The 25,657-nt window shown below is 67.6% G+C and carries 24 protein-coding genes; 10 read left to right on the forward strand and 14 right to left on the reverse strand.

What is annotated here, in order from left to right:
- The first annotated feature begins 107 nt into the window (after window positions 1-107).
- Window positions 108-320 (forward strand): DUF7455 domain-containing protein, encoded by a 213-nt coding sequence (locus AKG07_RS04410; protein ID WP_042540282.1) that lies wholly within the window; start codon window positions 108-110, stop codon window positions 318-320.
- A gap of 54 nt (window positions 321-374) precedes the next feature.
- Here AKG07_RS04410 and AKG07_RS04415 read toward each other — a convergent pair whose 3' ends face one another.
- Entirely contained in the window at window positions 375-1,415 is a 1,041-nt protein-coding gene (locus AKG07_RS04415) for an alanine racemase (RefSeq protein WP_053099127.1), read from the reverse strand.
- Complete coding sequence (locus AKG07_RS04420) at window positions 1,412-2,119, reverse strand: alanine racemase C-terminal domain-containing protein (RefSeq protein ID WP_233277323.1); 708 nt, start codon at window positions 2,117-2,119, stop codon at window positions 1,412-1,414. Before AKG07_RS04420 ends, AKG07_RS04415 begins: the two co-directional genes overlap by 4 nt.
- Window positions 2,120-2,198: 79 nt before the next feature.
- Here AKG07_RS04420 and AKG07_RS04425 point away from each other — a divergent pair, with 79 nt between their 5' ends.
- Window positions 2,199-3,215 (forward strand): sugar-transfer associated ATP-grasp domain-containing protein, encoded by a 1,017-nt coding sequence (locus AKG07_RS04425; protein WP_053096256.1) that lies wholly within the window; start codon window positions 2,199-2,201, stop codon window positions 3,213-3,215.
- Between the two features lie 75 nt (window positions 3,216-3,290).
- Here AKG07_RS04425 and AKG07_RS04430 read toward each other — a convergent pair whose 3' ends face one another.
- From AKG07_RS04430 to AKG07_RS04440, 3 genes are all read right to left on the reverse strand, one after another.
- Complete coding sequence (locus AKG07_RS04430) at window positions 3,291-3,983, reverse strand: coenzyme F420-0:L-glutamate ligase (protein ID WP_053096259.1); 693 nt, start codon at window positions 3,981-3,983, stop codon at window positions 3,291-3,293.
- Window positions 3,983-5,215: an RNA polymerase sigma factor gene (locus AKG07_RS04435; RefSeq protein WP_053096261.1), complete on the reverse strand. Its 1,233-nt coding sequence runs from the start codon at window positions 5,213-5,215 to the stop codon at window positions 3,983-3,985. Before AKG07_RS04435 ends, AKG07_RS04430 begins: the two co-directional genes overlap by 1 nt.
- A 167-nt stretch (window positions 5,216-5,382) precedes the next feature.
- Window positions 5,383-6,324 (reverse strand): proteasome assembly chaperone family protein, encoded by a 942-nt coding sequence (locus AKG07_RS04440; protein WP_053096264.1) that lies wholly within the window; start codon window positions 6,322-6,324, stop codon window positions 5,383-5,385.
- Window positions 6,325-6,427: 103 nt separating this feature from the next.
- Between AKG07_RS04440 and AKG07_RS04445 the strand changes: the two genes are divergently transcribed.
- The 3 genes from AKG07_RS04445 (at window position 6,428) to sucB (ending at window position 11,155) form a co-directional block, all read left to right on the forward strand.
- On the forward strand, window positions 6,428-7,903 hold the full coding sequence (locus AKG07_RS04445) for a leucyl aminopeptidase (RefSeq protein ID WP_053096266.1): 1,476 nt from the start codon (window positions 6,428-6,430) through the stop codon (window positions 7,901-7,903).
- Window positions 7,904-7,905: 2 nt separating this feature from the next.
- Window positions 7,906-9,279 (forward strand): dihydrolipoyl dehydrogenase, encoded by a 1,374-nt coding sequence (gene lpdA, locus AKG07_RS04450; RefSeq protein WP_053096268.1) that lies wholly within the window; start codon window positions 7,906-7,908, stop codon window positions 9,277-9,279.
- 67 nt (window positions 9,280-9,346) lie between these two features.
- A complete protein-coding gene (gene sucB / locus AKG07_RS04455) occupies window positions 9,347-11,155 on the forward strand; it encodes a 2-oxoglutarate dehydrogenase, E2 component, dihydrolipoamide succinyltransferase (protein WP_053096270.1) in 1,809 nt (602 codons plus the stop codon).
- 8 nt (window positions 11,156-11,163) lie between these two features.
- Here sucB and AKG07_RS18015 read toward each other — a convergent pair whose 3' ends face one another.
- Entirely contained in the window at window positions 11,164-12,666 is a 1,503-nt protein-coding gene (locus AKG07_RS18015; RefSeq protein WP_053096272.1) for a hypothetical protein, read from the reverse strand.
- Window positions 12,667-12,827: 161 nt separating this feature from the next.
- On the opposite strand from AKG07_RS18015, the gene AKG07_RS04465 reads away from it, so the two are divergent.
- Window positions 12,828-13,538: a DUF4191 family protein gene (locus AKG07_RS04465; RefSeq protein WP_053099128.1), complete on the forward strand. Its 711-nt coding sequence runs from the start codon at window positions 12,828-12,830 to the stop codon at window positions 13,536-13,538.
- Window positions 13,539-13,602: 64 nt separating this feature from the next.
- Here AKG07_RS04465 and AKG07_RS04470 read toward each other — a convergent pair whose 3' ends face one another.
- Window positions 13,603-14,790 (reverse strand): RimK family alpha-L-glutamate ligase, encoded by a 1,188-nt coding sequence (locus tag AKG07_RS04470; RefSeq protein WP_053096274.1) that lies wholly within the window; start codon window positions 14,788-14,790, stop codon window positions 13,603-13,605.
- Window positions 14,791-14,816: 26 nt separating this feature from the next.
- Here AKG07_RS04470 and AKG07_RS04475 point away from each other — a divergent pair, with 26 nt between their 5' ends.
- Window positions 14,817-15,296 carry an ATP-dependent zinc protease family protein gene (locus tag AKG07_RS04475; RefSeq protein ID WP_053096276.1) on the forward strand — a complete coding sequence of 160 codons (480 nt, stop codon included), beginning with the start codon at window positions 14,817-14,819 and terminating at the stop codon, window positions 15,294-15,296.
- A 6-nt stretch (window positions 15,297-15,302) separates the two neighbouring features.
- On the opposite strand, the gene AKG07_RS04480 is transcribed toward AKG07_RS04475, so the two are convergent.
- Window positions 15,303-15,689 carry an RDD family protein gene (locus AKG07_RS04480; RefSeq protein ID WP_150115179.1) on the reverse strand — a complete coding sequence of 129 codons (387 nt, stop codon included), beginning with the start codon at window positions 15,687-15,689 and terminating at the stop codon, window positions 15,303-15,305.
- A 160-nt stretch (window positions 15,690-15,849) separates the two neighbouring features.
- Here AKG07_RS04480 and glnA (AKG07_RS04485) point away from each other — a divergent pair, with 160 nt between their 5' ends.
- A complete protein-coding gene (gene glnA / locus AKG07_RS04485) occupies window positions 15,850-17,274 on the forward strand; it encodes a type I glutamate--ammonia ligase (RefSeq protein WP_053096279.1) in 1,425 nt (474 codons plus the stop codon).
- Window positions 17,275-17,517: 243 nt separating this feature from the next.
- On the opposite strand, the gene AKG07_RS04490 is transcribed toward glnA (AKG07_RS04485), so the two are convergent.
- Both AKG07_RS04490 and AKG07_RS04495 read right to left on the reverse strand, forming a co-directional pair.
- The gene (locus tag AKG07_RS04490; RefSeq protein ID WP_053096281.1) at window positions 17,518-17,757 is read right to left on the reverse strand and encodes a hypothetical protein; all 240 of its coding nucleotides are present in this window, start codon (window positions 17,755-17,757) and stop codon (window positions 17,518-17,520) included.
- Window positions 17,758-17,806: 49 nt separating this feature from the next.
- Window positions 17,807-17,995: a hypothetical protein gene (locus AKG07_RS04495; protein ID WP_053096284.1), complete on the reverse strand. Its 189-nt coding sequence runs from the start codon at window positions 17,993-17,995 to the stop codon at window positions 17,807-17,809.
- Window positions 17,996-18,136: 141 nt separating this feature from the next.
- On the opposite strand from AKG07_RS04495, the gene AKG07_RS04500 reads away from it, so the two are divergent.
- Entirely contained in the window at window positions 18,137-19,291 is a 1,155-nt protein-coding gene (locus AKG07_RS04500; RefSeq protein WP_082297821.1) for an AI-2E family transporter, read from the forward strand.
- Here AKG07_RS04500 and AKG07_RS04505 read toward each other — a convergent pair.
- The 4 genes from AKG07_RS04505 to AKG07_RS04520 are packed head-to-tail and all read right to left on the reverse strand — an operon-like array spanning window position 19,278 to window position 24,754.
- Window positions 19,278-20,207 carry a diacylglycerol/lipid kinase family protein gene (locus tag AKG07_RS04505; RefSeq protein WP_053096286.1) on the reverse strand — a complete coding sequence of 310 codons (930 nt, stop codon included), beginning with the start codon at window positions 20,205-20,207 and terminating at the stop codon, window positions 19,278-19,280. The two genes, AKG07_RS04500 and AKG07_RS04505, sit on opposite strands and share 14 nt — an antisense overlap.
- A gap of 9 nt (window positions 20,208-20,216) precedes the next feature.
- Window positions 20,217-23,192 (reverse strand): bifunctional [glutamine synthetase] adenylyltransferase/[glutamine synthetase]-adenylyl-L-tyrosine phosphorylase, encoded by a 2,976-nt coding sequence (locus tag AKG07_RS04510; RefSeq protein ID WP_053096288.1) that lies wholly within the window; start codon window positions 23,190-23,192, stop codon window positions 20,217-20,219.
- 9 nt (window positions 23,193-23,201) lie between these two features.
- Window positions 23,202-24,539 (reverse strand): type I glutamate--ammonia ligase, encoded by a 1,338-nt coding sequence (gene glnA, locus AKG07_RS04515; protein ID WP_042541155.1) that lies wholly within the window; start codon window positions 24,537-24,539, stop codon window positions 23,202-23,204.
- Window positions 24,540-24,541: 2 nt separating this feature from the next.
- Window positions 24,542-24,754: a hypothetical protein gene (locus AKG07_RS04520; RefSeq protein ID WP_053096290.1), complete on the reverse strand. Its 213-nt coding sequence runs from the start codon at window positions 24,752-24,754 to the stop codon at window positions 24,542-24,544.
- Between the two features lie 70 nt (window positions 24,755-24,824).
- Here AKG07_RS04520 and ppgK point away from each other — a divergent pair, with 70 nt between their 5' ends.
- Entirely contained in the window at window positions 24,825-25,571 is a 747-nt protein-coding gene (ppgK, locus tag AKG07_RS04525) for a polyphosphate--glucose phosphotransferase (RefSeq protein WP_053096292.1), read from the forward strand.
- The last annotated feature ends 86 nt before the right edge of the window (window positions 25,572-25,657 follow it).

Here is a 25,657-nt window from a genome sequence, read left to right on the forward strand (position 1 = left end):
CGTACGCGCTGAGCGAAACACGCCGCAAACCGGGCATGCACACAGCCCCAGCGTGGTTGTATTGAACACGCCCAGCCAGCGAACCCGACACTCAAGGAGGCCCCGAGATGAACGCAACGACCGAACGTGAGACCTCCGCCGTCGAGTTCCGCCTGACCGCCATGGATCGCTGTGATTCATGTGGCGCTCAGGCCTACATCGCCGCCGAGGTCAACGGATCCGAGCTCCTGTTCTGCGCCCACCACGGTCGCAAGTACGAAGAGAAGCTCCGCAGCATCGCAACGAGCTGGCACGACGAGACCGCACGACTGATCGACTGATCGATCGCGGTTCGATCCGCCTCGGAGCCCGTCATCAGACGGGCTCCGCCTTCGTTAAGGGGTGGTGACCCGGCGCACGCGGCTCGTGAGCCGGGTGAGGATCTCCTCGCCGACGGTGTCGACGCGCTCGGCGAGGGTCGTCGCACTCGCTTCTCCGTGCTCGCCCGCGCCGAACAGCCAGACCGAGTCGCCGATCTGCATCCCCGGCCACCCCTGGACCAGCAACGTCGTCTCGTCGATCCGCAGCAGCTCGCGAGATCCGCCCGGGGTGCCTACGTCTGCTCCTGCGAGAGTGGACGGGATGCCGTCGAACGACCCGACGCCGACCTGAGCGTTCCCGTCCGAGATCTTCCGGACCGTCGCCGTGAGCTCGGCCACCGGCGTGACACCCGGCAGGTCGGGTCCCTCCGCCGAGCGGACGCCGTAGCAGAACGCCCCGATCCGAGACAGCGAGCCGCGGAGCTCCGGCCGCCACCAGGACGCAGCGGATGCCGTCAGGTGCAGCGCCTCGGGCGTCGGTCCGGACTGCTCCACGACACGGACGGCATCGAGGAACAGGGCCTGAGCATCGTCGTCCTCGTCGTCGCTCGCCTCGGCGAGATGGCTCCAGATCCCGGCGAGCTCGAGGTGTCCCGCCGCTTCACCCGCGCGCACATCGGCGACGGTGCGCTCCCACTCGGCCGGGAGCAGACCGTTGCGATGCAGCCCCGTGTCGATCTTGAGGTGGATACGTGCCCGCGCGCCGGCATGCGCAGCCCTGGCGGTGATGCGCGCCAGGTACTCCGCCGATCCGACGCCGAGGTCGATGTCGGCGCGCAGCGCGTCGTCGATCTCCTCGTCCGTCGAGGTGACCCACGCGAAGATCCGACCGGTGTCGCCGAGCACGCGTCGTGCTTCGACCCCACTTCGGACGTCGTATGACCCGTACCACTCGACGCCCGTGTCCTTCGCCGCCTCGACGGCCCACCGGAGTCCGTGACCGTACGCGTCGTCCTTGAGGACGACCATGAGCTCCGACGGGGCGATGCGATCGCGGACCGCGCGGATGTTCGCTCGGAACAGGTCGGTGTCGATCCGCAGCTCCGGCCGACTCATGCCTCCCACCCCCGCTCCGCGTGTGCACCCGCGACGGTGACGAGCTCGGCGATCGTGAGTCCGGTGACGGCGCTCCATCGGGCGAGCCCGGGAGCGGCCGACCCGCGACCTCCGAAGTAGGTGGCCTCGGCGCCCACGGTGACGGCGGCGGATCCCTGCAGATCTATCACGCACACATCCATCGCGACACGCCCGATGATCGGGCGCTGCACACCGTCGATCTCCACGTGGGCGGCATTGCCCAGCGCGCGCACGATCCCCTGGGCGTAGCCGCCGGTGATGAGTGCGGCCGTCGTGTCATGGGCCACTCGATGAGTGTAGCCGTAGGAGACCGCGTCTCCGGCCCTGAGCGGCTTCGTGGAAAGCACTCTGCCGACGAGCCGCATGACCGGCCTCGCGCTCAGTGCTCCCTCCGCATCGGGGAGCCCGTAGAGCAGGAAGGGGTCGATATCCGGTGCGCCGGTCGTCACGGCGTCGATGCCTTCGAGAGCCAGGGCCTCGACCTCCTCGGCATGGTCGACCAGCACGGCCTCCGCACCGGCGGCGACCACCGCGTGTGCGACGGAGAGCACCCCATGCCCCCAGGCATCGCGGCGGAGGTCGGCGACGCGTCCCCCTGCATCGACGGCGGCAGCGGATGCGACCGCGAGCGCCGACCGCGAGATCATCGCGCGCGGGCGGGAGCTGGATGTCTTCTCACACACGTTTCCAGCCTAGCTCCGCCTTCTCAGGATGCCCCACGCACCCACCGTAGACTGGAGGGGACCCCGAACTTGGAGATCCATGTCACGCTTTTCCCTCGCGCCCCGCGTCCGCTATCTGCTGGCGCGTGCTCGCCGCATCGACGTCGCCTCGGTCATCGAGAGGGCCAAAGAGGCGTCTTCTCAGCACGGCAAGGCCGTTCCCCTCGTGGTCGTCGACATGCTGTGGTCAGCGGGCCGCCACAACGTCGGGTTCCAGGACTACATCGACTACGACTTCGCGATCCTCACCAAGGCGGAGCGCGACACGTTCATGACCCACCCCGTGTCGAACGAGATCTCGCAGAAGTACGACCACCCCGACTATCGGCACCTGTTCCATGACAAGGCAGAGTTCAACGCCGTCTTCGATGCCTTCCTCAAGAGGGAGTGGATGCTCATCACGCAGGGCAACGCAGACGAGCTGCGTTCGTTCACCGAGCGCCAGGGCACGATCGTCGTGAAGGAGACGCACGGCCAGGCGGGCACGGGTGTCCACCGCTACCACGCCGCCGACGTGACCGACTGGGATGCGTTCCACGCCGAGCTGCTCTCGAAGAAGCAGGTCCTCGTCGAAGAGGTCATCCGCCAGCACGCCGACCTCGCGGCCGTGTGCCCCGGCACCGTGAACACCACCCGCATCACCGCATTCTTCGATGGCGAGAAGACGCACATCCTCGCGATGGCCCAGAAGTTCGGACGCGGAGCGGTGAGCGACCAGATGAGCTTCGGCGGCTTCTACACGATGCTCGACGAGAACGGTCACTCTGTGGGATCCGGATACGACTCTCACGGCCACGTGCACGTCACGCACCCGGACTCCGGCTTCCCGATCGCCGACTTCCAGCTGCCGATGATGGACGAGGTCCGCGAGTTCGTCGACCAGGTCGCGCGCGTCGTACCGCAGATCCAGTACGTCGGCTGGGATGTCGTGGTCACGCCTGACGGTCCGGTGCTCGTCGAGGGCAACTGGGGCGCCGGCGTGTACGAGAACAAGCCGAGCGTCACCGGGATCCGCACAGGGCACAAGCCGCGCTACCAGGCCGCGATCGGGTTCTGACCGCGGCAGGCATGAAGAAGGGCCCGGATGCTGAGCATCCGGGCCCTTCTTGCTGAGGCGTCGCTCACGCGGAGGTCAGACCTCGCGGACGATCCCCATCGGGGTCGACTGCGTCGCCTGGCCGAGAGGGTTGTCGCCCAGGATCTGGACGAGCCGACGCTCCCCCGCCTTGTCGAGCGTCGAGCCGAGGATGTTGCCGCCGATGTCGTTGATGTCGACGACGGCGACCTCGAGGTCGCCGCCGAGCATCTTCTTCAGACGGAGGGCCACCTCACGCGGGTTCTTCGGTCCGAGGACGACCGCCTGGTTGTACGGCGGGATCGTGTTCTTCGTCGGGCCGTCGATGGCGCGTGCCTTGTCACCTGCGATGCGGTAGAAGTCACCGCGACGCCCGAAGGCCTTGGTGATCACCGAGACGCCGGCTGCGAAGAGGATCCGCAGGGTGCCGCATTCGCGCAAGGCCATCTCCATCGTCTCGGGCATGCCGAGACCGATGCCGTAGGAGGTGCGGACGACGTATCGCGACAGGAAGCGCGCAAGCGGACGGGGCGTGATCTCGTCGAGCCGGTACGACCGGCCCTGCGTGATCGCCACGATCTTCTCGGTCACGAACAGCAGGTCACCGGGCTGAACAGCTTCCTTCGCGTACTCCAGGACGACGGAGTCGAGGTCGTCGTTCGGCATGACGACGCGCGTCCGCAGCGGGATGCGCGCGTAGTTCTTGCCGTCGACGCTCGCCTCGAGCGCCTTGCCTTCGTTCGCCTGCATCACTCGAGGTAGTCCCGCAGCGACTGCGAGCGGCTCGGGTGGCGGAGCTTCGCCATCGTCTTCGACTCGATCTGACGGATGCGCTCACGCGTCACGCCGAACGTGTCACCGATCTGGTCGAGGGTCTTGGGCTGTCCGTCGCCGAGTCCGAAGCGCATCCGGATGACACCGGCCTCACGCTCGGAGAGCGAGTCGAGCAGCTGCTCCAGCTGACGCTGCAGCATCGTGAAGCCCACGGCATCCGCGGGGACCACTGCCTCGGTGTCCTCGATGAGGTCACCGAACTCGCTGTCGCCGTCCTCACCGAGAGGCGTGTGCAGGGAGATCGGCTCGCGGCCGTACTTCTGCACCTCGACGACCTTCTCGGGTGTCATGTCCAGCTCGCGGCTGAGCTCTTCGGGCGTGGGCTCACGGCCCAGGTCCTGCAGCATCTGGCGCTGCACTCGGGCGAGCTTGTTGATGACCTCGACCATGTGCACGGGGATGCGGATGGTGCGGGCCTGGTCTGCCATCGCGCGGGTGATCGCCTGACGGATCCACCAGGTGGCGTACGTCGAGAACTTGAAGCCCTTGGTGTAGTCGAATTTCTCGACGGCGCGGATCAGACCGAGGTTGCCCTCCTGGATCAGGTCCAGGAACTGCATGCCGCGGCCGGTGTAGCGCTTGGCGAGCGAGACGACGAGACGGAGGTTCGCGCCGAGCAGGTGGCTCTTCGCGCGCTGACCGTCGCGGGCGACCCACTGCAGGTCGAGCCCGAGCTGGCTGGCCTTCTCGGCGGCCGTCATCGTGGAGAGCTTCTCCTCGGCGAACAGGCCGGCCTCGATGCGCATCGCGAGCTCGACCTCTTCGGCCGCGTTCAGCAGGGCGACCTTTCCGATCTGCTTCAGGTAGTCCTTGACAGGGTCGGCGGTCGCACCGGTGATCTGCGTGGAGTAAACGGGCACGTCTTCGTCGTCGTTCGACGAGATGACGATCGCTCCCGTGGGCAGAGGCTCGGTGAACTTCGGCTTGGAGTCCTCATCGTCCTCATCGGGCTCTGCGGCGGGAGGAGTCTCGTCGTCTTCGACGATGTCATCGGCCTTCTTCTTCTTCGCGGGCGCGCGCTTGGCAGCGGCACGCTGCGCGGCGGTCTTGGGCGCCGGCTTCTCAGCGGCCTCCTCGACCGGAGCATCGACCTCGGGAGCGTCGGCGGTCTTCTTCGTCCGGGTCTTCTTCGTCGTGGCAGGAGTCACGTTTCGCCTTTCACGGGGCCGCTCGCAGGCCCCGGAGCATTTCGGACACTAGTAAGACCCTTGTCAAGTCCAATCTCCGGAAAGATCGATTGACAACGGGTCAGAGTCCTAGTATCGCACACGTGTGGGCATGCAGGTGCAATCCGCCCAAGTTCGCTCGCTCGATGTCAGCCGCGACCCGGCTTGTCCTCGTCGCCGCTGGGGCGCGAGGCGAGGTAGCGCTCGAGTTCTGCGGCGAGCTCGTCCGCGCTCGGCAGGTCGCGCTCGTTGAATCCGCCCTCGTCGTACGACCCGTCCTCAGGATCACGACCGGCCATATACGCGTCGTAGCGGCGCTCGAGCCCCTGCACCATCTGCTGCAGCTCATCGTTGCCCAGCACCTGGTCGTCGACGCGCGTGAGGTAGTCCTGGCGGCGCTCCTGCACCTCGTCGAGCAGGATGACCAGGCCCGTGGCGGCCATCAGCTTTTCGGCTGCCGCGATCACGGCGTCGGGGTTCTCGGTCTCGGCGAGGTAGTGCGGCACGAGCAGCACGAACCCGACGACGCGCTCACCGTGCTCCGCGAAGCGGAATTCGAGGAGATGCCCCGCAGTGGCCGGCACCTGGGTGCGCGGGCGCCATACCGAGTGAGCCACGGTGAGCTCACGGCGGTTGCCGCTCACCGTCGTGCCGATGGGGCGGGTGTGCGGGACCGGCATCGCGATCGAGTGCACCCAGTTGAGTCCGGAGACCTCGAATTCGTCGGCGAGCTCGAGCACGGTGCGCGCGAACTCGTTCCAGGCGAAGTCCGGCTCGTAACCGGCGAGGAGGAGGAACTTCTGGCCGAGGGCGTCGGTCGCCAGCGAGAGCTCCAGCCGGGCAGGACGGAACTCGGTCAGGTGATCCTGGTCGAAGGAGATCACCGGGCGGCGGGCGCGGTAGTCCAGCAGCACGTCGTTGTCGAAGACGGCGATCGGCTCGGGCGACGTCGTCTCGCGAAGGTGCTCGATGAGCCCGGAGACGGCGCTGCCTGCGTCGGTGAAACCCGTCAGGAGCAGGACAAGGGGCAGTCCGCGCGGCACGACCGGTGCGTTCGCTACACGTTCATGGATCTCTCCGGAGAAGGGCATGAGTCAATGCTACGAGCAGCTTCGGACGGCCGGGCGGTGACCTTCAAGCTGAGAGCGAACACCCGCTCGGCGCCCGGGCGCGCGACCCTCCTAGGATGGAGGTATGACGCTTCCCGCGCTCTCGCGCACCTCAGATCAGTTCCCAGGAAGCGCTGCAGACGCCGCAGTGCTCGTCATCCCCGAGATCTCGGACTCCGCAGAGTCGCTGACCGGCTACCCCGGACTCGCCGATTCCCTGCAGGCCGTCGGCCACACCGGCTCGGCCTCGTCGTTCACGCGGGCCTACGCCCCCGAGGTCACGACCCTGCCGTTCGCCGTCGTCGGCGTGGGCCGTGAGCCCGATGCCTCCGCCGTGCGCAACGCCGTAGGCACAGCCCTCCGGTCTCTGACCGGCTTCGAGACGGTCTCGGTGGCCCTGGCTCCCGGTCTCGAGCAGTTCGCGGCCGCCGCCGCAGAGGGCGCCGTGCTCGGCGGCTACCGGTTCGACGGCTACCGCAAGGAGTCGGGCAAGACCCGCGCGTCTTCCGTCCTGCTGCATGCCGACCTCGACGAGTCCGCACTCTCCAGGTCCATCGCCGTCGGCGAGGCGATGGCCCTCATCAAGGATCTCGTGTTCGTCCCGGCCGAGTGGCAGAGCCCGGCCCAGCTCGCACAGAGCGCAGCCGACAGCGTCGACGGGCTGGCGGATGTCTCGGTGGAGATCCTCGACGAGAAGTCGCTCGCCGAACAGGGCTTCGGCGGTATCCTCGGCGTCGCGCAGGGCTCCGACAGGCCGCCGCGCCTCGTCCGTCTCGACTACGCACCCGCGAACGCCACACGTCACATCGCACTCGTCGGCAAAGGGATCACGTTCGACACCGGTGGGCTGTCGCTCAAGCCGGCGGCCTCGATGGTCGGCATGAAGTTCGACATGGCCGGTGCCGCGACGAGCGTCGCAGCACTGCGGGCGATCGCCGCTCTCGCCCTGCCCGTGCACGTCACCGCTTGGCTCTGCATCACCGACAACATGCCGTCAGGTCGTGCATTGCGTCCGGGAGACGTCATCCGCATCCTCGACGGCACGACCGTCGAGGTTCCGAACACGGATGCAGAGGGGCGCCTGGTCATGGCCGACGGCCTCGTCGCGGCCAGCCGCGAGAACCCCGACGTCATCATCGACGTCGCGACTCTCACCGGAGCGATCGTGATGGCTCTCGGGCACCGCCACACCGGCGTGTTCGGTGACGACGACGCGGTCGCGGAGTTCCTCGCCGCCGCCGACGCCGCCGATGAGCTCGCGTGGCACATGCCGCTCCCGGCCTACATGGAGGACTCGCTGGACTCCCCCATCGCCGACATGCAGAACGCCAACATGAGCGATCGGATGGGTGGGGCGTCGTATGCCGGCCTCTTCCTGCGCCGCTTCGTCGGCCGGGTCTCCGACGAGAAGGACGCCCCGCGCATCCCGTGGGTGCACCTCGACATCGCCGGCTCCGGCGAGCACAACGGCGCACCGTACGGCTTCACCGACAAGGGCCCCACCGGAGCGATGGTCCGGTCGATCATCGCGTTCGCCGAAGCATCCCACAAGGAGGCATGACCATGACCACGCACACCTTCGACATCGTCGTCCTGGGCGGAGGCAGCGGCGGGTACGCCGCTGCTCTGCGTGCGAGCGAGCTCGGCAAGTCCGTCGCGCTCATCGAGAAGGACAAGGTCGGCGGCACCTGCCTGCACCGCGGCTGCATCCCGACGAAGGCGCTGCTGCACGCGGCCGAGGTCGCCGAGCATGTGCGAGACGCCGCCCACGTCGGCATCTCCGCGACCCTCGACGGAATCGACCCCGCCGGGGTGCGCGCATACCGCGAGGGGATCGTCGCGAAGAAGTACAAGGGCCTCGAGGGCCTGGTGAAGGCCCGCGGCATCACGACCGTCGCCGGCTTCGGTCGCCTGAACGCCGACCGGTCGGTGAGCGTGGGCGACGACGTCTACGTCGGCGCCGATGTCATCCTCGCCACCGGCTCGTACAGCCGGACCCTCCCGGGACTCGAGATCGGCGGGCGGATCCTCACCAGCGAACAGGCGCTGTCGCTCGACGTGATCCCCGAGCGCGTGCTCGTGCTCGGCGGCGGCGTGATCGGCGTGGAGTTCGCCAGCGTCTGGCGTTCGTTCGGCACCGAGGTCACCATCATCGAAGCGCTGCCGCACCTGGTGCCCAACGAGGACATCGCGATGAGCAAGGGCCTCGAACGGGCGTTCCGCCGCCGCGGCATCCAGTACTCCCTCGGAATCCGCTACCAGAGCGACACGCAGGACGACAGCTCGGTGACCGTCACGCTGGAGGACGGCAAGGAGTTCACCGCCGACTACCTTCTCGTGGCGGTCGGACGAGGTCCGGTCACGGCCGACCTCGGCTTCGAAGAGGCCGGCGTGACTCTCGATCGTGGTTTCGTCACGGTCGATCAGGACCTGCGCACCGGTGTGCCCGGGCTCTGGGCCGTCGGAGACATCACGCCCGGTCTGCAGCTCGCTCACCGCGGTTTCCAGCAGGGCATCGCCGTCGCGGAACGCATCGCCGGCCTCTCCCCCGCGCACGTCCCCGACATCCAGATCCCGAAGGTCACGTACTCGAGCCCCGAGGTCGCCTCGGTCGGCGTCACGGAGGAGGCTGCCGTCGCCGAGCACGGCGCCGATGCTGTCGTGGCGTACGAGTACAACCTCGCCGGCAACGGCAAGAGCGAGATCATCGGCACAGCCGGCCTCGTGAAGGTGGTCCGACTCAAGGACGGGCCGGTCATCGGTGTCCATCTGCTCGGCGACCGAGTGGGCGAGCTCATCACCGAGGGCCAGCTGGCCGTCGCGTGGGAGGCCCACCCCGAGGACATCGCCCCCCTGATCCATGCGCATCCCACACAGAGCGAGGCGCTCGGTGAAGCCTTCCTCGCCCTCGCCGGAAAGCCGCTGCACGCCCTCTGAACACCAACCGGTGAACAGTTCACTAAGCTAGACACGCGTCATTTAACTTCCTGAAGGAGACTCAGTCATGAGCACATCCGTCGTCCTCCCCCCTCTCGGCGAGAGCGTCACAGAGGGTACCGTCACCCGCTGGCTCAAGCAGGTGGGAGACACCGTTCAGGCGGATGAGGGCCTGCTCGAGATCTCGACCGACAAGGTCGACACCGAGATCCCCTCGCCCGTCACCGGTGTGATCGAGGAGATCCTCGTCGCCGAGGACGAGACCGTCGAGGTGGGCGCGCTGCTCGCGCGTATCGGCGACGGCAGCGCCGCTGCTCCTGCCGAGGATGCTCCTGCAGCCGCAGCGCCGGCCGCGGAGGAGGCGCCTCAGGCTGCCGCACCGCAGGCCGAGGCCCCCTCGGAGCCCGCTCCTGCTGCCGAAGCTGCGCCCGCTGCCGCGGCTGCTCCGGCCGCTGCCCCTGCAGGCGACGCCACGGACATCGTCCTCCCCGAACTCGGCGAGAGTGTGACCGAAGGCACCGTCACCCGCTGGCTCAAGCAGATCGGCGACACCGTCGAGGTCGACGAGGCCCTGCTGGAGATCTCGACCGACAAGGTCGACACCGAGATCCCCTCGCCCGTCGCCGGCGTGCTGCAGGAGATCGTCGCCGCCGAAGACGAGACCGTCGAGGTCGGCGCTGTGCTTGCTCGTGTCGGTTCTGGAGCAGCTCCCGCCGCCGCACCGGCTGCGGAGGCTCCGGCCGCCGAGGCTCCTGCCGCTCCCACCGAGACTCCCGCATCTGCGGCAGAGGCACCTGCTGCTCCCGCGGCAGAAGCCCCCGTGCAGCAGGCTCCGGCAAGCGAGGGTGCGTCCGCACCTGTCGCCCCCGCCCCGGCGGCCGCGCCGTCCGAGCCCGCGCCCGCGGCGGCATCGGCTCCGGCTCCGGCTCCGGCTCCGGCCGAGCAGAAGCTGTCCCTCCCGACCGAGAACGACAACCTGTACGTGACCCCGCTCGTGCGCCGTCTGGCTTCGCAGCAGGGCGTCGACCTGGCCAGTGTCACCGGTACCGGCGTCGGCGGACGCATCCGTAAGGAAGATGTGCTCAAGGCAGCAGAGAGCGCGTCGGCGGCACCCGCCGCTGCGGCCGCCCCTGCTGCGCCCGCTCCGCTCGAGGTCTCGCCGTTGCGTGGCACCACGCAGCCGATGTCGCGCCTGCGCAAGGTTCTGGCCAAGCGCGCCGTCGAGTCGATGCAGCAGACCGCACAGCTCACGACGGTCGTCGAGGTCGATGTGACCGCTCTGGCGGAGTACCGCGACAGCGTCAAGGCGTCTTTCCTCGAGAAGACGGGCGACAAGCTGTCGTTCCTGCCGTTCTTCGCCCTCGCTGCCGCAGAGGCTCTGCGTGCCTTCCCGATCGTGAACGCCACGGTCGACGGCGAGCAGATCGTCTACCCCGAGTCCGAGAACGTCTCGATCGCCGTGGACACCGAGCGCGGTCTGCTCACGCCGGTGCTGCGCGACGCCGCGTCGAAGAACATCGCCGAGATCGCGCATGAGATCGCCGACCTCGCGGCACGCACGCGCGACAACAAGCTGAAGCCCGACGAGCTCGCCGGCGGCACGTTCACGCTGACCAACACGGGTTCGCGTGGCGCGCTGTTCGACACTCCGGTCGTCTTCCTGCCGCAGTCGGCGATTCTCGGCACCGGAACGGTCGTCAAGCGCCCCGGTCTCGTCAAGGTCGGCGGCGCAGACGCGATCGCCGTCCGCTCGTACGTGTACCTCGCTCTCTCGTACGACCACCGCATCATCGACGGAGCAGACGCCGCTCGCTTCCTCGGTGCTGTGAAGGCCCGCCTCGAGTCGGCGCAGTTCGCCGCTCAGCTCGGAGCCTGACCACCGCATCATCCTGGCTGGTCCGCGACGTCGTACACGTCGCGGACCAGCCATTTCTCTGCCACCCGGACGAGTACGACCATCCGCTCCCCAGCGGCGGACTCCGCCCCGTCCTCTTCCCCTCCCGACGCAGAAGCTCGGATCACGGCGACATCCCCGTACTCGTCCACGGGTTCGAGCTGTAATGCTTCCTCACCTTCCGCCAATGCGTCCGCGACCCCGATGGACCCCTGAGCGACCGCTTCGGCACAGACCGCGTCGTCGTTCGCCGCGCAGGTCCTGATCGCGTCGATGAGGTGGTGCGCCGCCTCGACCGGATCCTCCGGATCGGCTCGCTCGGGCGGTGATCCCTTCGGGGACTCGTCCGGCTTCGGTTCGGGTGCCGTCGGCGTCGCCGCCGGTGACGGATCGGCAGACGCAGAGTCGATCTGTTCAGCGTCCCGACCGCTCGTCGGCACCGCCGTGGTACCCCCGTCGCCCGGTTCCCCTGTCGCTCCCCCAGGCCAGAGAAGTCCGCCGGCGAGCACCGCTACGGCCGCAGCCGCAGCGACGATCGCCCTCCGCCCACGTCGCACGGGGGTTCGGACGCCCCCTGTGGGGGCCTCCATCCTCCTGTCGACGCGAGCGGCGCGTGCTCGATCCGCGTCTCTCCGATGCCGGCGCGCGACCACGAGGAGCATCGCACCCCGCCAGAGGTCGAGGCGACGCAGCAAGGGCGCGACGACGCGAGACGTCACAGCGCGCACGCGGCTATCCGCCATAGGTCGAGTGGCACGGGTTCTCATCCGACTTCGCTCGTCGGGTCGCACGACCGCTGCGCGGATCGCTGCGTCCGCACTTCTCGCCAGCTCAGGCGCATGCACATCGCGTCTCAGCGGTTTCGGCGCCGCGGTGTCGAACAGCTCTGCCTCCCACCCCTCGAGCTGTCGCATCGGCATCCCCGGCCGTCCTGTGGCAGCGCTCAGCCCTTCCTCGATCGTGACGAGCAGGCGACCGAGTGCGCGGTCGACGCAGTCCTCGCGAATCCGCGCGACGAGACCCGCCGCTGCCGTCCGTGCCGTCTCGCCTGCGCCGATCACGAAAGTCGGTCGCCCGTCATCCGTGAGCCACCAGCCACCCGTGTGTTCGTGCTCGTCGGTGCGTCCGAGCTCACCGAGACCTCGCAGGATGCTGGCGACCAGGGTCGTCATCTCCCCGGAGCCGAGCGCGACGTCGGCTGCCGCGCGACGACCGACGAACGTCGCGACCCTCTCGGTGCACCATGGAAGCAGCGCGTCGTGCCCGTCGGCGCGCCGCACGATGTCGAGCGGCCCCGCGACGTGCTCGTCACCGGCGTGGTCCCACCCAGCCCACCCGCTGATCGAGGCGGAGTCCACCAGAACGGCCATCGCCGCGCCTCGGGTGACCAGCGTTCCCGCGTACGGCCCCTCGTCCGCGTCGATCCTCCTGATCGTCCGATGCGCACCGGGCACCAGTGCCGCACCGCTCGCCTTCGTTTCCGTCTCCGCCATTCCCCCATGTCATCGCATCGCACGGCGCTCCCACGCAGACATCGCATGATGTGCACGCATGCGCACGAATCGGCCGCGTGTGCAGGAGAAGACGAGGCGCCCGAATCCGCCCGACGCGAACGACGCCATCAGCGCACCCCGGAGTCGGTATTCTTATGCACATGGCAAACCGCACGTCCGCGCCCGAGAAGCGTCCGGGATTCTTCTCCCAGATCAAGTCCCTCTTCAAGTTCACGAGGGAGATCTACCCCTGGCTGCCCTGGGCCCAGATCGCGCTGCTGGTCATCGGTGTCCTCATCGGCCTCATCGTCGGCTACCTGATCCCGCCCTTCCAGGTGTGGACCCTCATCCTCTGGGGCATCTCCGGTCTGATGCTCGGCCTGCTCGGCGCGATGTTCCTGATGACGCGCCTGTCGACTTCTGCGATGTACCAGAAGATCGACGGTATGCCCGGCGCCACGGGCCACGTACTGAGCACGAGCCTCGGCCGCAACTGGCAGGGATCCGAGACGCCGGTCGGCATCAACCCGAAGACGCAGGATGCCGTCTACCGCACCGTGGGTCGCGGCGGGGTCGTGGTCGTCGGAGAGGGCTCCCGCGGCCGTCTGACCCGACTGGTCAACGATGAGCGCAGCAAGGCCGCCCGTGTGGCCCACGGCGTGCCGGTCACGGTGCTCTACGTCGGCCACGGCGACGACGACGTCGCGATCGCCGACCTCGCAAAGACCATCAAGAAGCTTCCGAAGGTCATCGACAAGGCCACCATGGGTGCCGTCATCCGACGCATCGAGTCCGTGTCGCAGTCGATCTCGTCGCTCCCTATCCCGAAGGGCATCGACCCCACCAAGGTCAGGGCGCAGCGTCCGCGTTGAGCTGACCCCCGCACACGCAGAAGCGCGGCCGCACCTCATCGCGAGGGCGGCCGCGCTTCGTCGTTCACTCCGACAGCGGCTGACGCGGAAGGCGACGGACCTTCGCGCGGCGACGGCGACGTTCCGGAACCATCGACCGCATCTCGTCGAGCTTGCCGAAGCAGAAGAGCCGATCCTCGGCCTCGAGGACGACGTGCTTGCGCGGGTTCGGGATGACGGAGACGCCGCGGTGCAGCGTGAGCACGGTGATGTCGCGCTCCCACAGTCCAGCCTCGCCGAGTGTCTTGCCGACGAGGTCGACAGCTCCGTGCACCATCAGCTCGGCGACCCCGTATCCCGTGGAGACAGTCAGGCGCTGACGCACATCGATCTCAGGGAATGCGACCTGGCCGGCGATGTAGTCGATGATGGCGCCCGCGACGTCGAGCTTCGTGGCCGTCTCGATGCCCTGCAGGCCAGGCGACGAGTTGACCTCCATGACGAGCGGGCCGTCGTCGCCTTCGAGCATATCGACTCCGGCGACGCGGAGTCCCATGATCTGGGCTGAGCGCACGGCTGCGCGCTCGTAGATCGGATCGAGCTCGACGGCTTCCACCGAGCCTCCACGGTGGACGTTCGAGCGGAACTCGTCACCCGCCGCCGATCGCCGCATCGCGGCGACCACGCGGTCGCCCACGACGAGAGCGCGGATGTCGCGCCCGCGGCTCTCAGAGATGAACTTCTGGATCAGCACGTTCTGCTTGGTCGAGTGCAGCGTCTCGATGATGGCCTCGGCCACCTTCACCTGCGGCGCGAGGATCACACCGATCCCCTGCGTGCCCTCGAGGAGCTTGATGACGACAGGAGCACCCCCGACGCGTTCGATCGCCGGACGGACGTCCGCACGGTTGCGGACGAAGGCCGTGGGAGGCATGGCGATGTTGTGGCGCGAGAGGATCTGATTCGCGCGCAGCTTGTCCCGCGCGCTCGAGATCCCGTTCGCCGTGTTCGGCGTGTAGACGTCCATCTGCTCGAACTGGCGCACGACGGCGGTGCCGAAGTAGGTGATCGAGTTGCCGATGCGAGGCAGGATCGCGTCGTAGTCGCTGAGCTGACGGCCCCGGTAGTGCAGGTCCGGCTCGTCTGCGGTGAGGTCGATCGCGAATCGCAGCGTGTTGAGCACCTTGACGTTGTGACCTCGCTGGAGCGCAGCGGCGCGCAGCCTTTGGGTGGAGTACGCCTGCGGCGCGCGGGAGAGCACTGCGATCTTCACGGGGGATTTCCTGCCAGGATGGTCGGGTGAGTAAGTCATCCCATTCAAACACCCTTATCGGGTGGCGAGAATGGGTGAGCCTGCCTGATCTCGGAGTCGACTGGCTCAAAGCCAAGATCGACACGGGCGCGCGCACCTCTTCGCTGCACGCATTCCAGATCCAGGAGTTCGAGCGCGACGGCGTGTCGTGGGTTCGGTTCCGTGTGAAGCCCTGGCAGGACAGCCAGGAGGATGCCGTCATCGTCGAGTCCCCTGTGCATGATCGCCGCGCCGTGCGCAGCTCATCGGGCCATGCCCAGGAGCGACTCGTCGTCGAGATGCTGATCCGTCTGCATGACCGGGAGGTGCTCGCGGAGGTCACGCTGAGCAACCGGGACGAGATGGGTTTCCGCATGCTCATCGGTCGCGAAGCGCTGCGACAGGGTTATATCGTCGACCCTGCCCGTTCGTTCCTCGGCGGTCGCGCTCCGCGCGAGGCCAGACGCCGCAATCGCGGCAAGGAGTGAGCCCGATCAGGCGCGGATGAGCACGAGTCCCGTCACCTTGTCGTGGATTCCTCGCTGATCGGCGTCCCAGATGACCGCCGGGATCACGATGATGATCAGCAGCGTGCGGACGATCGGACGCCAGATCCCCACCCAGCCGCCGCCCAGACGTACCACGCGCATGCCGAGGATACGGTGCCCGGGGCTTCCGCCGGCCGTCGGGATGAAGAGGATCTGCAGCAGGGCGAAGACCGCCATCGGCGCGAACATGGTGAGGCCGGCCTCGGCGGGCAGTGCGAACTGGTCGTAGCCGAGGAACCCGGTGGCGATGATCGTCGCAGCCACATAGTCGATGAGAAGGGCCCCGATTCGCCGTCCAGGGCGGGCGATGCTGCCCGTCCCCGTCTGCGGCATTCCGAGTCGTTCTCCGGGGTACGTGTTCACAGCGTCCGTCACGTATCCAGCCTACCGGCGCGTAACATGCTCGAAACAAAGCGGATACCGTGGGGTAACGCCCCGCACGTACTGTGCACAATGGCCGTGAAGCCATCGATCCGCAATCCAGGAGTCGTACATGTTCAAAGATTCGTCCGAGGTGCTGACCTACATCAAGGAGAACGACGTCAAGTTCCTTGACATCCGATTCACTGATCTCCCTGGTGTTCAGCAGCACTTCAACATCCCTGCGGCCACTGTCGACGAGGACTTCTTCGTGGACGGACAGCTGTTCGACGGCTCTTCGATCCGTGGCTTCGCCAGCATCCACGAGTCCGACATGCAGCTCATCCCTGACGTCACGACGGCATACATGGACCCCTTCCGCGAGGCGAGCACCCTCGTGATGATCTTCGACATCTACAACCCGCGCACGGGAGAGATCTACTCGAAGGACCCGCGCCAGGTCGCGAAGAAGGCCGAGAAGTACCTCGCCTCCACCGGCATCGCCGACACGGCGTTCTTCGCCCCCGAGGCCGAGTTCTACATCTTCGACGACGTGCGCTACTCGGTCACCGCCGGCGAGAGCTTCTACAAGGTCGATTCCGAAGAGGCCGCGTGGAACACCGGTCGTGAGGAAGAGGGCGGAAACCTCGCCAACAAGACTCCGTACAAGGGTGGCTACTTCCCCGTCAGCCCGGTCGACAAGACCGCTGACCTGCGCGACGACATCACCCTGAAGCTGATCGACGCCGGGTTCATCCTCGAGCGCTCGCACCACGAGGTCGGCACCGCCGGCCAGCAGGAGATCAACTACCGCTTCGACACCATGGTGCACTCGGCGGACGACATCCTGAAGTTCAAGTACATCGTCAAGAACACCGCCGAAGAGTGGGGCAAGGTCGCCACCTTCATGCCGAAGCCGCTGTACGGCGACAACGGCTCGGGAATGCACACGCACCAGTCGCTGTGGAACGACGGCAAGCCGCTCTTCTACGACGAGGCCGGCTACGGTCAGCTCAGCGACATCGCTCGCTGGTACATCGGCGGCATCCTGGCGCACGCTCCGGCGCTGCTCGCCTTCACGAACCCGACCCTGAACAGCTACCACCGTCTGGTCAAGGGCTTCGAGGCTCCGGTCAACCTGGTCTACTCGGCCGGAAACCGCTCGGCTGCCATCCGCATCCCGATCACGGGCTCCAATCCGAAGGCCAAGCGCATCGAGTTCCGCGCGCCTGACGCATCGGGCAACCCGTACCTCGCCTTCGCCGCGCAGCTCATGGCCGGCCTCGACGGCATCAAGAACCGCATCGAGCCGCACGAGCCCGTCGACAAGGACCTCTACGAGCTTCCCCCCGAGGAGGCGAAGAACATCCCGCAGGTCCCGAACTCGCTGCTCGACTCGCTCGACGCACTGAAAGAGGACCACCAGTTCCTCCTCGAGGGTGGCGTCTTCACCGAGGAGCTCATCGAGACCTGGATCTCGTACAAGTACGAGAACGAGATCCTGCCGATGGCTCAGCGCCCGCACCCGTTCGAGTACGAGCTGTACTTCGGGGTGTAACCAGATCCCGCGGGATTCCGGGGGTAGGTCCGCCGAATCGCACAGAGAGCCCGTCAGGCCATGCCTGGCGGGCTCTCTGCGCGTCTCGCGTAGAGTCTTTCTCGCTCCCGCCCTAGGCGCGTCAGCTCACCCCGGCTCCGCGTCCAGTCTTTCGGAGAGGGAGGCTGCCCGTTCGAGCCGGGCCGGGATGGGCCTACGCGCCCGCTACGGTGTAGCGCTGGACGACGGACGGCGGCGCCGAGCTCACCGGTCGCGGCTGCGTCGAAGCCCGCGGACCTTGCGCACCTGCCATGCGAGCAGCACGGCCGACCCGGTCACCATGACTCCGATGAGGATCCACTGCGGGAGGGAATATGCGACGCTCCAGGTCAGCGTGACCAGCACGAGCCCGACCATGTAGGCGAAGAGCAGCGCCGACACCGCAGTCAGCAGCCACTCGCGGCGGTACCGCCACCGTGCACCCCGTCCACCCCGCTTCGCCATGTTCTGAAGACTACGCGAGCCCGCGGCATCCCCCCGGTCGCGGAAGTTCTCACTCGCCGGCGCGCGAATCCACAGCGACGCCGATCGCGACGCCGATCGAGAGGCCGAGGCCCATTCCGAGTGCGAGGTTGTCGAACACGGTGAGTCCGAGCCCCGCACCGACGGCGATGCCCAGGCCGAGGCCGACTGCAAGACCGTTCTGCGGCTTCTTCTGCGAATCCTTCTCTGCATCCGTCATGTCATCCACCGTACGAACGCCTGGCGGTCACCGCATCCCCCGCATGGGGGATCCGCCGCCCGCACGACCGTGTCGCGCTTGCTTTCACCCGCCCCTACTGGTCAACTGAGGGGTCCGAATGAACACAAGTAGGGGGCCATCATGCGCCGCAAGTACGACAGGCTGCAGCCGAAGAGGGTCCACACCACCGAGACTCCTCCCGCGCAGCCGAAGACAGCGGCCGCGGCGATCGCCCGGATCAACCCGTTCATGTTCGGCCTCCTCGGTGCTCTGGGTGTGCTCGTCGCGCTGATGCTCGGCGGAATCGTCAACCAGCTCGCCACGGTGCTGGTCTACATCGGGGTGGCGATCTTCCTCGCACTCGGGCTCGACCCGATCGTCTCGTTCATCGAACGCAAGCTCCCTCGCCCGGCCGCCGTCGCCATCGTCGTGTCCGTCGTGATCCTGGTCTTCGCCGGCATCATCCTGGCCATCGTGCCTCTTCTCATCGAGCAGGTGACCAACCTGATCCAGGACGGCCCGAAGATGGTCGAGGACTTCATGGCCAGCGCCTGGTTCAAGGACGTGAGCGAGCAGTTCGGCTCCTCCTTCGACGACGCGGCGCAGGGCGTGCTGAGCTTCGTCCAGGATCCGGGCAACATACTCAACATCAGCGGCGGAGTCTTCGCGGTCGGCGCCGGCATCGCCGGCGGCTTCACCGGCGTCACCATCGTGCTCATCCTGACCCTGTACTTCATGGCCTCGCTTCGAAGCATGAAGCGCGTCGCGGTGCGCTTCGTCCCGTCCTACCACCGCGACACCTTCGGAGGGCTCCTTGAAGACGTCTCCGGCGCCGTCGGGCGTTACGTGATGGGGCAGGCCAGCCTGGCGCTCATCAACGGCATCCTGAGCCTGATCGTGCTGAGCATCATCGGAGCCCCCGTGCCGGCGCTTCTCGCGCTGATCGCCTTCATCGGCTCGATGATCCCGCTCGTCGGAACGCTGAGCGCCTCGATCATCAATGCGCTGATCTGCCTCATCGTGAGCCCGGTGACCGCTCTCATCGCGTTCGGCTACTACCTCGTCTACATGCAGATCGAGGCATACGTCCTGTCACCGCGAATCATGAACAAGGCGGTCGCCGTTCCCGGAGCGCTCGTGGTGATCGCGGCCGTCGCCGGTGGCGCACTCGGCGGGATCCTCGGCGCACTCGTCGCCATCCCCGTCGCCGCGAGCATCATCATCATCGTGCAGAAGGTCGTCTTCCCGACGCAGGACAGCAAGGTCGTCCCACCGGGAACCCTCAGCGAACGGTGAGGGCGGCGGGCTGGACCCGCACGGTGAAGTCGGAGATGTGTCCGACCTCTTCGCCATCGATCTCGAACATCTGCGGTGACGCGAGCTGCACGCGCACCCGCTCCGCGGAGATGTGCGTCGTCGAGTCGGTGCTCACAGCGGTGTCGACATTGCCCATCATGCGACGGATGCCGTTCTCCCACACGAAGGCACGGACGGTGTCGAGCCACTGGAGGGGCCCTTCGGCGCTCACGAGCAGCATGTCGAGCAACCCGTCGTCGAGCACTGCATCCGGCAGGAGACGGATGCCGCCCTGCAGCATGCCGCAGTTGCCGATCAGCATGGTGTGACCGCGAAGCCCCTGCGGCTCCTGATCGTCGAGCGTCAGGGTGATGTCGGTCATCTCGGTGCCGGCGAGAGCACGTCCCATCGCCTCGACGTAGGCGATCCATCCGGCTCGGTTCTTCAGGTCCTCGTCGGTCTCGACCAGCATCTGCGCGTCGATGCCGAAACCGACCATCACCACGAACGCGTGCTCGGTGCCGTCGTGGTCGACCCAGCCCATGTCGATCCGCTGCGGCTCGCCGTCGCGCACCCGAACCAACGCGGCGGGGATGTCGTTCAGGGGGATCTCGAGGTTCCGCGCGAGCAGGTTGCCCGTGCCCTGCGGCACGATGCCCAGCGCGGCGTCCGTGCCCGCCAACGATTCAGCGACCGCCCGGACGGTGCCGTCGCCGCCGACGGCGATCACCACGTCGCAGCCTGCGGCCACAGCCTCGGCGGCCATTCCCCGCCCCGGGTCCTCGATGCTGGTCTCCCACCACTCGACAGGAGTGCCGACACCGTCGGAGACGAAGGTCTCGGCGACGGCTGCGCGCAGCGAGTCCCCATCGACCTTCGAGGGGTTCCAGATCACACCGAGCTTGGAGATCGTCATGGAGCCAGGCTAGCCGTAGAAGAGCTGCTCGAATGCCCGGCGCGCACGCCGGGTCACGCCGAGGTAGTCGTCGTCGAGAATGCTCGCCGAACGGTCGGGGTACCCGAGCAGCCGACCGATGGCGTCGAGGTCGCGCGGATCCGTCGGGAGCACGTCGCTCGTCTTGCCCGTGTAGAGGGTGATCGCAGATCGCAGACGGCTCGACAGCAGCCACGCGGCCCGGAGGAGATCGGCGGATTCGGCGGGAACGTAGCCTGCGTCGACGGCCGCCTGGAGCGCCGTGAGCGTCGACGTGGTGCGCAGGGCCGGTACGTCATGGGCGTGCTGCAGCTGGAGCAGCTGCACCAGCCACTCGACGTCGCTCAGCGTGCCCGGACCGAGCTTCAGGTGTCGACGAGGATCGACTCCCTGAGGCAGCCGCTCCCCCTCGACTCGAGCCTTGATGCGCTTGATCTCGCGGGTTCCCTGCAGGTCGATCTCGGCGGGGTAGCGGATGCTGTCGGCGAGGGCGGTGAACTTCTCGATGAGAGTCGCGCTGCCCGCCACGCCTCTCGCCCGCAGGAGTGCCTGAGCCTCCCAGGAGAGCGACCAGCGCCGGTAGTACTCCGCATACGCGTCGATCGATCGGACGACGGGTCCGTTGCGTCCCTCCGGACGGAGATCGGCATCGAGGTCCAACGGCACACGGTGGTCAGTGAGGTGCTCTCGGAGGCCGGCGACGATGCGCGTGGCGAGCGTCTGCGCGCGTTGCGGATCGACGCCGTTCGCGTCGTACACGTAGAGGATGTCGGCATCGGAGCCGAAGCCCAGCTCCGCTCCCCCGAACCGCCCCATGCCGATCACCGCGAAGTCGAGCGCCTCATCGTCGAGCGGGACAATCTCGCGGCGGACCGCGCGCAGCGCCGCCTGGATCGTCGCGTCGGTGATCTCGGTCAGGGACGTCGCGATCTGCTCGATCGAGAGCACGTCGAGGACGCCGCCCATCGCCGTTCGCAGCAGCTCGCGCCGCCGCAGCGCTCGCACCGCCTGCAGCGCGTCGCCGACGTTCCTGTGCCGGGTCTGGATGGCCCTGGCCTCCTCGTCGAGAGCGGCCCCGCTGCGGGGCCGCAGCAGCTCGCTGCTGTCGAGCCAGGCGACGGACTCGGGTATCCACTCCATGAGCTCGCCGACGTAGCGCGACGACGAGAGGAGGCGCGTCAGGCTCTCGGCAGCGCCCGAGGAATCACGCAGCATCCTGAGGAACCAGGGAGTGTCGCCGAGGCGTTCGCTGATGCGACGGAACGCGATCAACGCATAGTCGGGGTCGCTGCCGTCGGCGAACCAGCGCACCATCACGGGCATGAGGTGCCGCTGGATGGTCGCCTTGCGGCTCAATCCGGTGGTGAGTGCACCGATGTGGCGCAGGGCGCCGGCCGGATCGCGGAAGCCGATCGCCATGAGCCGGTCGTGCGCCTGTGCCGTGGAGAGCGTGCGCTCCTCTTCCGGCAGCGCCGCCACAGCGCTCAGGAGAGGCCGGTAGAACAGGCGGGTGTGGATGTCGCGCACCTCCCGCCGCACGCTCTCCCAGCGCGCCCAGATCGCTTCACCGGACTCGCCCAGGCCGGTGCTGCGCGCGAGCACCCGGAGGCCCGCCGGTGTGCGGGGCATCAGGTGGGTGCGGCTGAGCTCGCGGAGCTGCAACCTGTGCTCCATCAACCGCAGCACGCAGTAGTCATCGGCGAAAGACGCAGCCTCGGCCCGGCCGATGTAGCCGCCCTCCACCAGGGCGTCGAGGCTCTCGAGTGTGCCCCGCGTGCGCAGACGGGGGTCTGTGAGGCCGTGCACGAGCTGCAGCAGCTGCACGGTGAACTCGATGTCCCGCAGGCCGCCCGAGCCGAGTTTGAGCTGGTACGGGGCATCCTCGGGGTCGATGTGCTCCATGACCCGCTCGCGCATGCGCTGCACGCTGTCGACGAAGTTCTCACGCGCGGCACTGGAGAAGACCTTCGGCTGCACGGCGGCGATGTACTCGGCGCCGAGCTCCGCATCGCCCGCGAGGGGTCGCGCCTTCAGTAGCGCCTGGAACTCCCAGCTCTTCGCCCAGCGGTCGTAGTAGGCCAGGTGCGAGCCGAGCGACCGGACGAGCGCGCCCTGCTTGCCTTCGGGACGGAGCGCGGCGTCGACCTCCCACAGCGGGGGCTCGACCTCGATGCCGCTCAGTCCTCGCATCGTCTCCCTCGCGAGACGGGTCGCGATGTCGATCGCGCGCGACTCCGGGACGGCGTCCTCGTCTGCGGTTCCGCCGACAAAGATCACATCGACATCGCTGACGTAGTTCAGCTCGCGTGCACCCGCCTTGCCCATGCCGATGATCGCCAGCTGCGTGGCCGCGACCTGCTCGCGACTCATCGTGTCGACCAGCCGCCGGCGCGCGATCGCCAGAGACGCCTCCAGCGCCGCGCCCGCGATATCGGCCAGAGCGGCGGCGACATCCGCGACGATGCGCACAGGATTGTGCGCCGTCAGGTCGATCGCGGCGATCAGAGCGAGGTTGCGGCGATACGCCACACGCAGCGTGACCACCGCGCTGTCATCGCCCGACTCGGCGAATCCGTCGCGCGCTCCGACGGCCTCGAGCATCCGATCGCGCAGCTCGTGCGCAGACGGCAGTTCGGTGGACGTGTCGCCGAGCACCGAGATCTCGGTCGGATGCCGCAGGAAGAAGTCGGCGAAGCCCTGCGACGCCCCGAACACCCGCCACGCACGTCGGCGCGCCCGGTGGTCGGTGAACAGGGCGGCGATGGGTGCCGCATCGCGCCGTGCCACGCGCAGCATCCCCTCGACCGCCGCATCGGGGTCGGCCGCGTCCGCCTCGCTGAGCAGAAGTGAGCGCTCGACTCCGCTCAGGGCCGCGAGCTCGGTGAGGTTCGCCGCCGCCTCACTGAGCTCGGCGAACCCCAGCCTGGCCAGCGCGGAGAGAGAGACGGAATCGTCCGAACGGGCCATCGACGACGCTCAGAGCAGCTCGAGGTTGTTCTTCAGCTCCAGCGGAGTGACCTGGCCGCGGTAGGCCTCCCACTCCTTGCGCTTGTTGAGCAGCACGTAGTTGAAGACCGATTCGCCGAGGGTCTCGGCGACGAGCTCGGAGCTCTCCATGTACTCGAGCGCGTGGTCGAGGCTCGCCGGAAGCGCAGAATAGCCGAGCGCGCGGCGCTCTGCGTCGCTGAGCGACCACACGTTGTCCTCGGCCTCGGGAGGCAGCTCGTACTCCTCCTCGATGCCCTTGAGGCCGGCCGCGAGCATGAGGGCGTACGCGAGATACGGGTTGGCTGCCGAGTCGAGCGCGCGGTACTCGACACGCGACGAACCGCCCTTGTTGGGCTTGTACATCGGCACGCGCACCAGAGCGGAGCGGTTGTTGTGGCCCCAGGTGACGAAGCTCGGAGCCTCGTCGCCGCCCCAGAGCCGCTTGTAGGAGTTCACGAACTGGTTGGTCACCGCCGCCATCTCGTTTGCGTGACGCAGCAGGCCGGCGATGAAGTGTCGTCCGGTCTTGGAGAGCTGGTACTTGGCGCCCTCTTCATAGAACGCGTTGCGCTCGCCCTCGAAGAGCGACATGTGGGTGTGCATGCCGCTTCCGGGGTGACCGCTCAGCGGCTTCGGCATGAAGGTGGCGTAGACGCCCTGCTCGATCGCGACCTCTTTGATGACGGTGCGGAATGTCATGACGTTGTCGGCCATCGTCAGCGCGTCCGCGTAGCGCAGGTCGATCTCGTTCTGACCCGGGCCGCCCTCGTGGTGGCTGAACTCGACGGAGATGCCGAGATCCTCGAGCATCCGCACGGAACGGCGGCGGAAGTCGTGCGCCGTGCCGCCGGGAACGTTGTCGAAGTAGCCGGCGGAGTCGACCGGAACCGGACCCTCAGGGCCGAACGACGACGACTTGAGGAGGTAGAACTCGATCTCGGGGTGCGTGTAGAACGTGAATCCGGCATCCGCCGCCTTGGCGAGCGTGCGCTTGAGCACATGGCGGGGGTCGGAGACGGCAGGACGGCCGTCCGGCGTCGTGATGTCGCAGAACATGCGCGCGGTCGGGTCGATTTCGCCGCGCCACGGCAGGGTCTGGAAGGTGGTGGGGTCGGGCTGGGCGAGCAGGTCGGACTCGTAGCTGCGGGTCAGGCCCTCGATGGCCGAGCCGTCGAATCCGATGCCCTCGGCGAACGCGCCCTCGACCTCGGCCGGCGCGATGGCGACGGACTTGAGCGTGCCGATGACATCGGTGAACCACAGGCGGACGAACTTGACGCCGCGCTCTTCGATCGTCCGGAGGACGAAATCCCTCTGCTTGTCCACGGTCACTCGGCCTTGCCGATACCGGCGTCCCAGCCGCTCTCGGCTGCTTCCTCCTCAGCCCAGGCGCGCGAACGCTCCTTGAGCTTCTCCGGAGCCCGAGACGCCTCAGCCTCGGTGTCGAAGGGGCCGACGCGGTCGGCCGATGCGGAGATCATGCCGAATTCCACCTGGCCGGTCTCCAGGTTGTACCAGTACTTCTCATCGCCGTTCGACATGGCCGATCCCCTTCTTCACGTGGTGTCATCGATCCTACTGGCGCTGAGCGTGGTCGCTAAGCTAACCAGCATGGCAAAAGCGATCGGCGTCGACATCGGCGGCACGGGTATCAAGGCAGGTCTGGTCGACCTCGAGCACGGCACCATGGCCTCGGACAGGGTACGCGTACCCACTCCTGAGGGCGCATCACCGCAGGACGTCCTGCAGGCCGTGCAGACGGTTCTGAAGACGCTCGACGTCAAGGACACGACTCTTCCCCTCGGCGTCGCGTTCCCGGCGATCGTCAAGCGCGGCAAGACGCTCTCGGCCGCCAACGTCTCGAAGGAATGGATCGACTTCGACGCCGAGCGGTTCTTCCGCGACGGGCTCGGGCGCAACATCGTCTTCGTCAACGATGCGGATGCGGCCGGCGTCGCGGAGGCCCGCCACGGCGCGGCGCGGGATGTGCGCGGCTTCACGCTGCTCACGACCCTCGGCACGGGCATCGGCTCGGCATTCCTGTACGACGGAGTCCTGCTGCCGAACACCGAGCTCGGCCACCTGAACTTCGGCGAGTACGAGTCGGTCGAGACGTATGCAGCCACCTCGGCGCGCGAGCGCGAGGGACTCAGCTGGGCGGAGTGGGCGGAACGTCTGCAGAAGTTCTACTCGCACATCGAGTTCCTCTTCAGCCCCGACCTGTTCGTGGTCGGCGGCGGAGTGTCGAAGAACGCCGGTGACTTCCTCCCGCTTCTCGACCTCAAGACACCGATCGTCCCGGCGATCCACCGCAACAACTCCGGCATCATCGGCGCGGCTTCGCTCGCCGGCGACTGATTCCCCGACCACAGAGACGACGAAGGCCCCGCCGATCCGGCGGGGCCTTCGTCGCGTCCGGGATTGCGGCGCGTCTCACCGGATCA

Origin of the sequence: Microbacterium sp. CGR1 (genome assembly GCF_001266755.1) — a bacterium.
GTDB lineage: Bacteria > Actinomycetota > Actinomycetes > Actinomycetales > Microbacteriaceae > Microbacterium.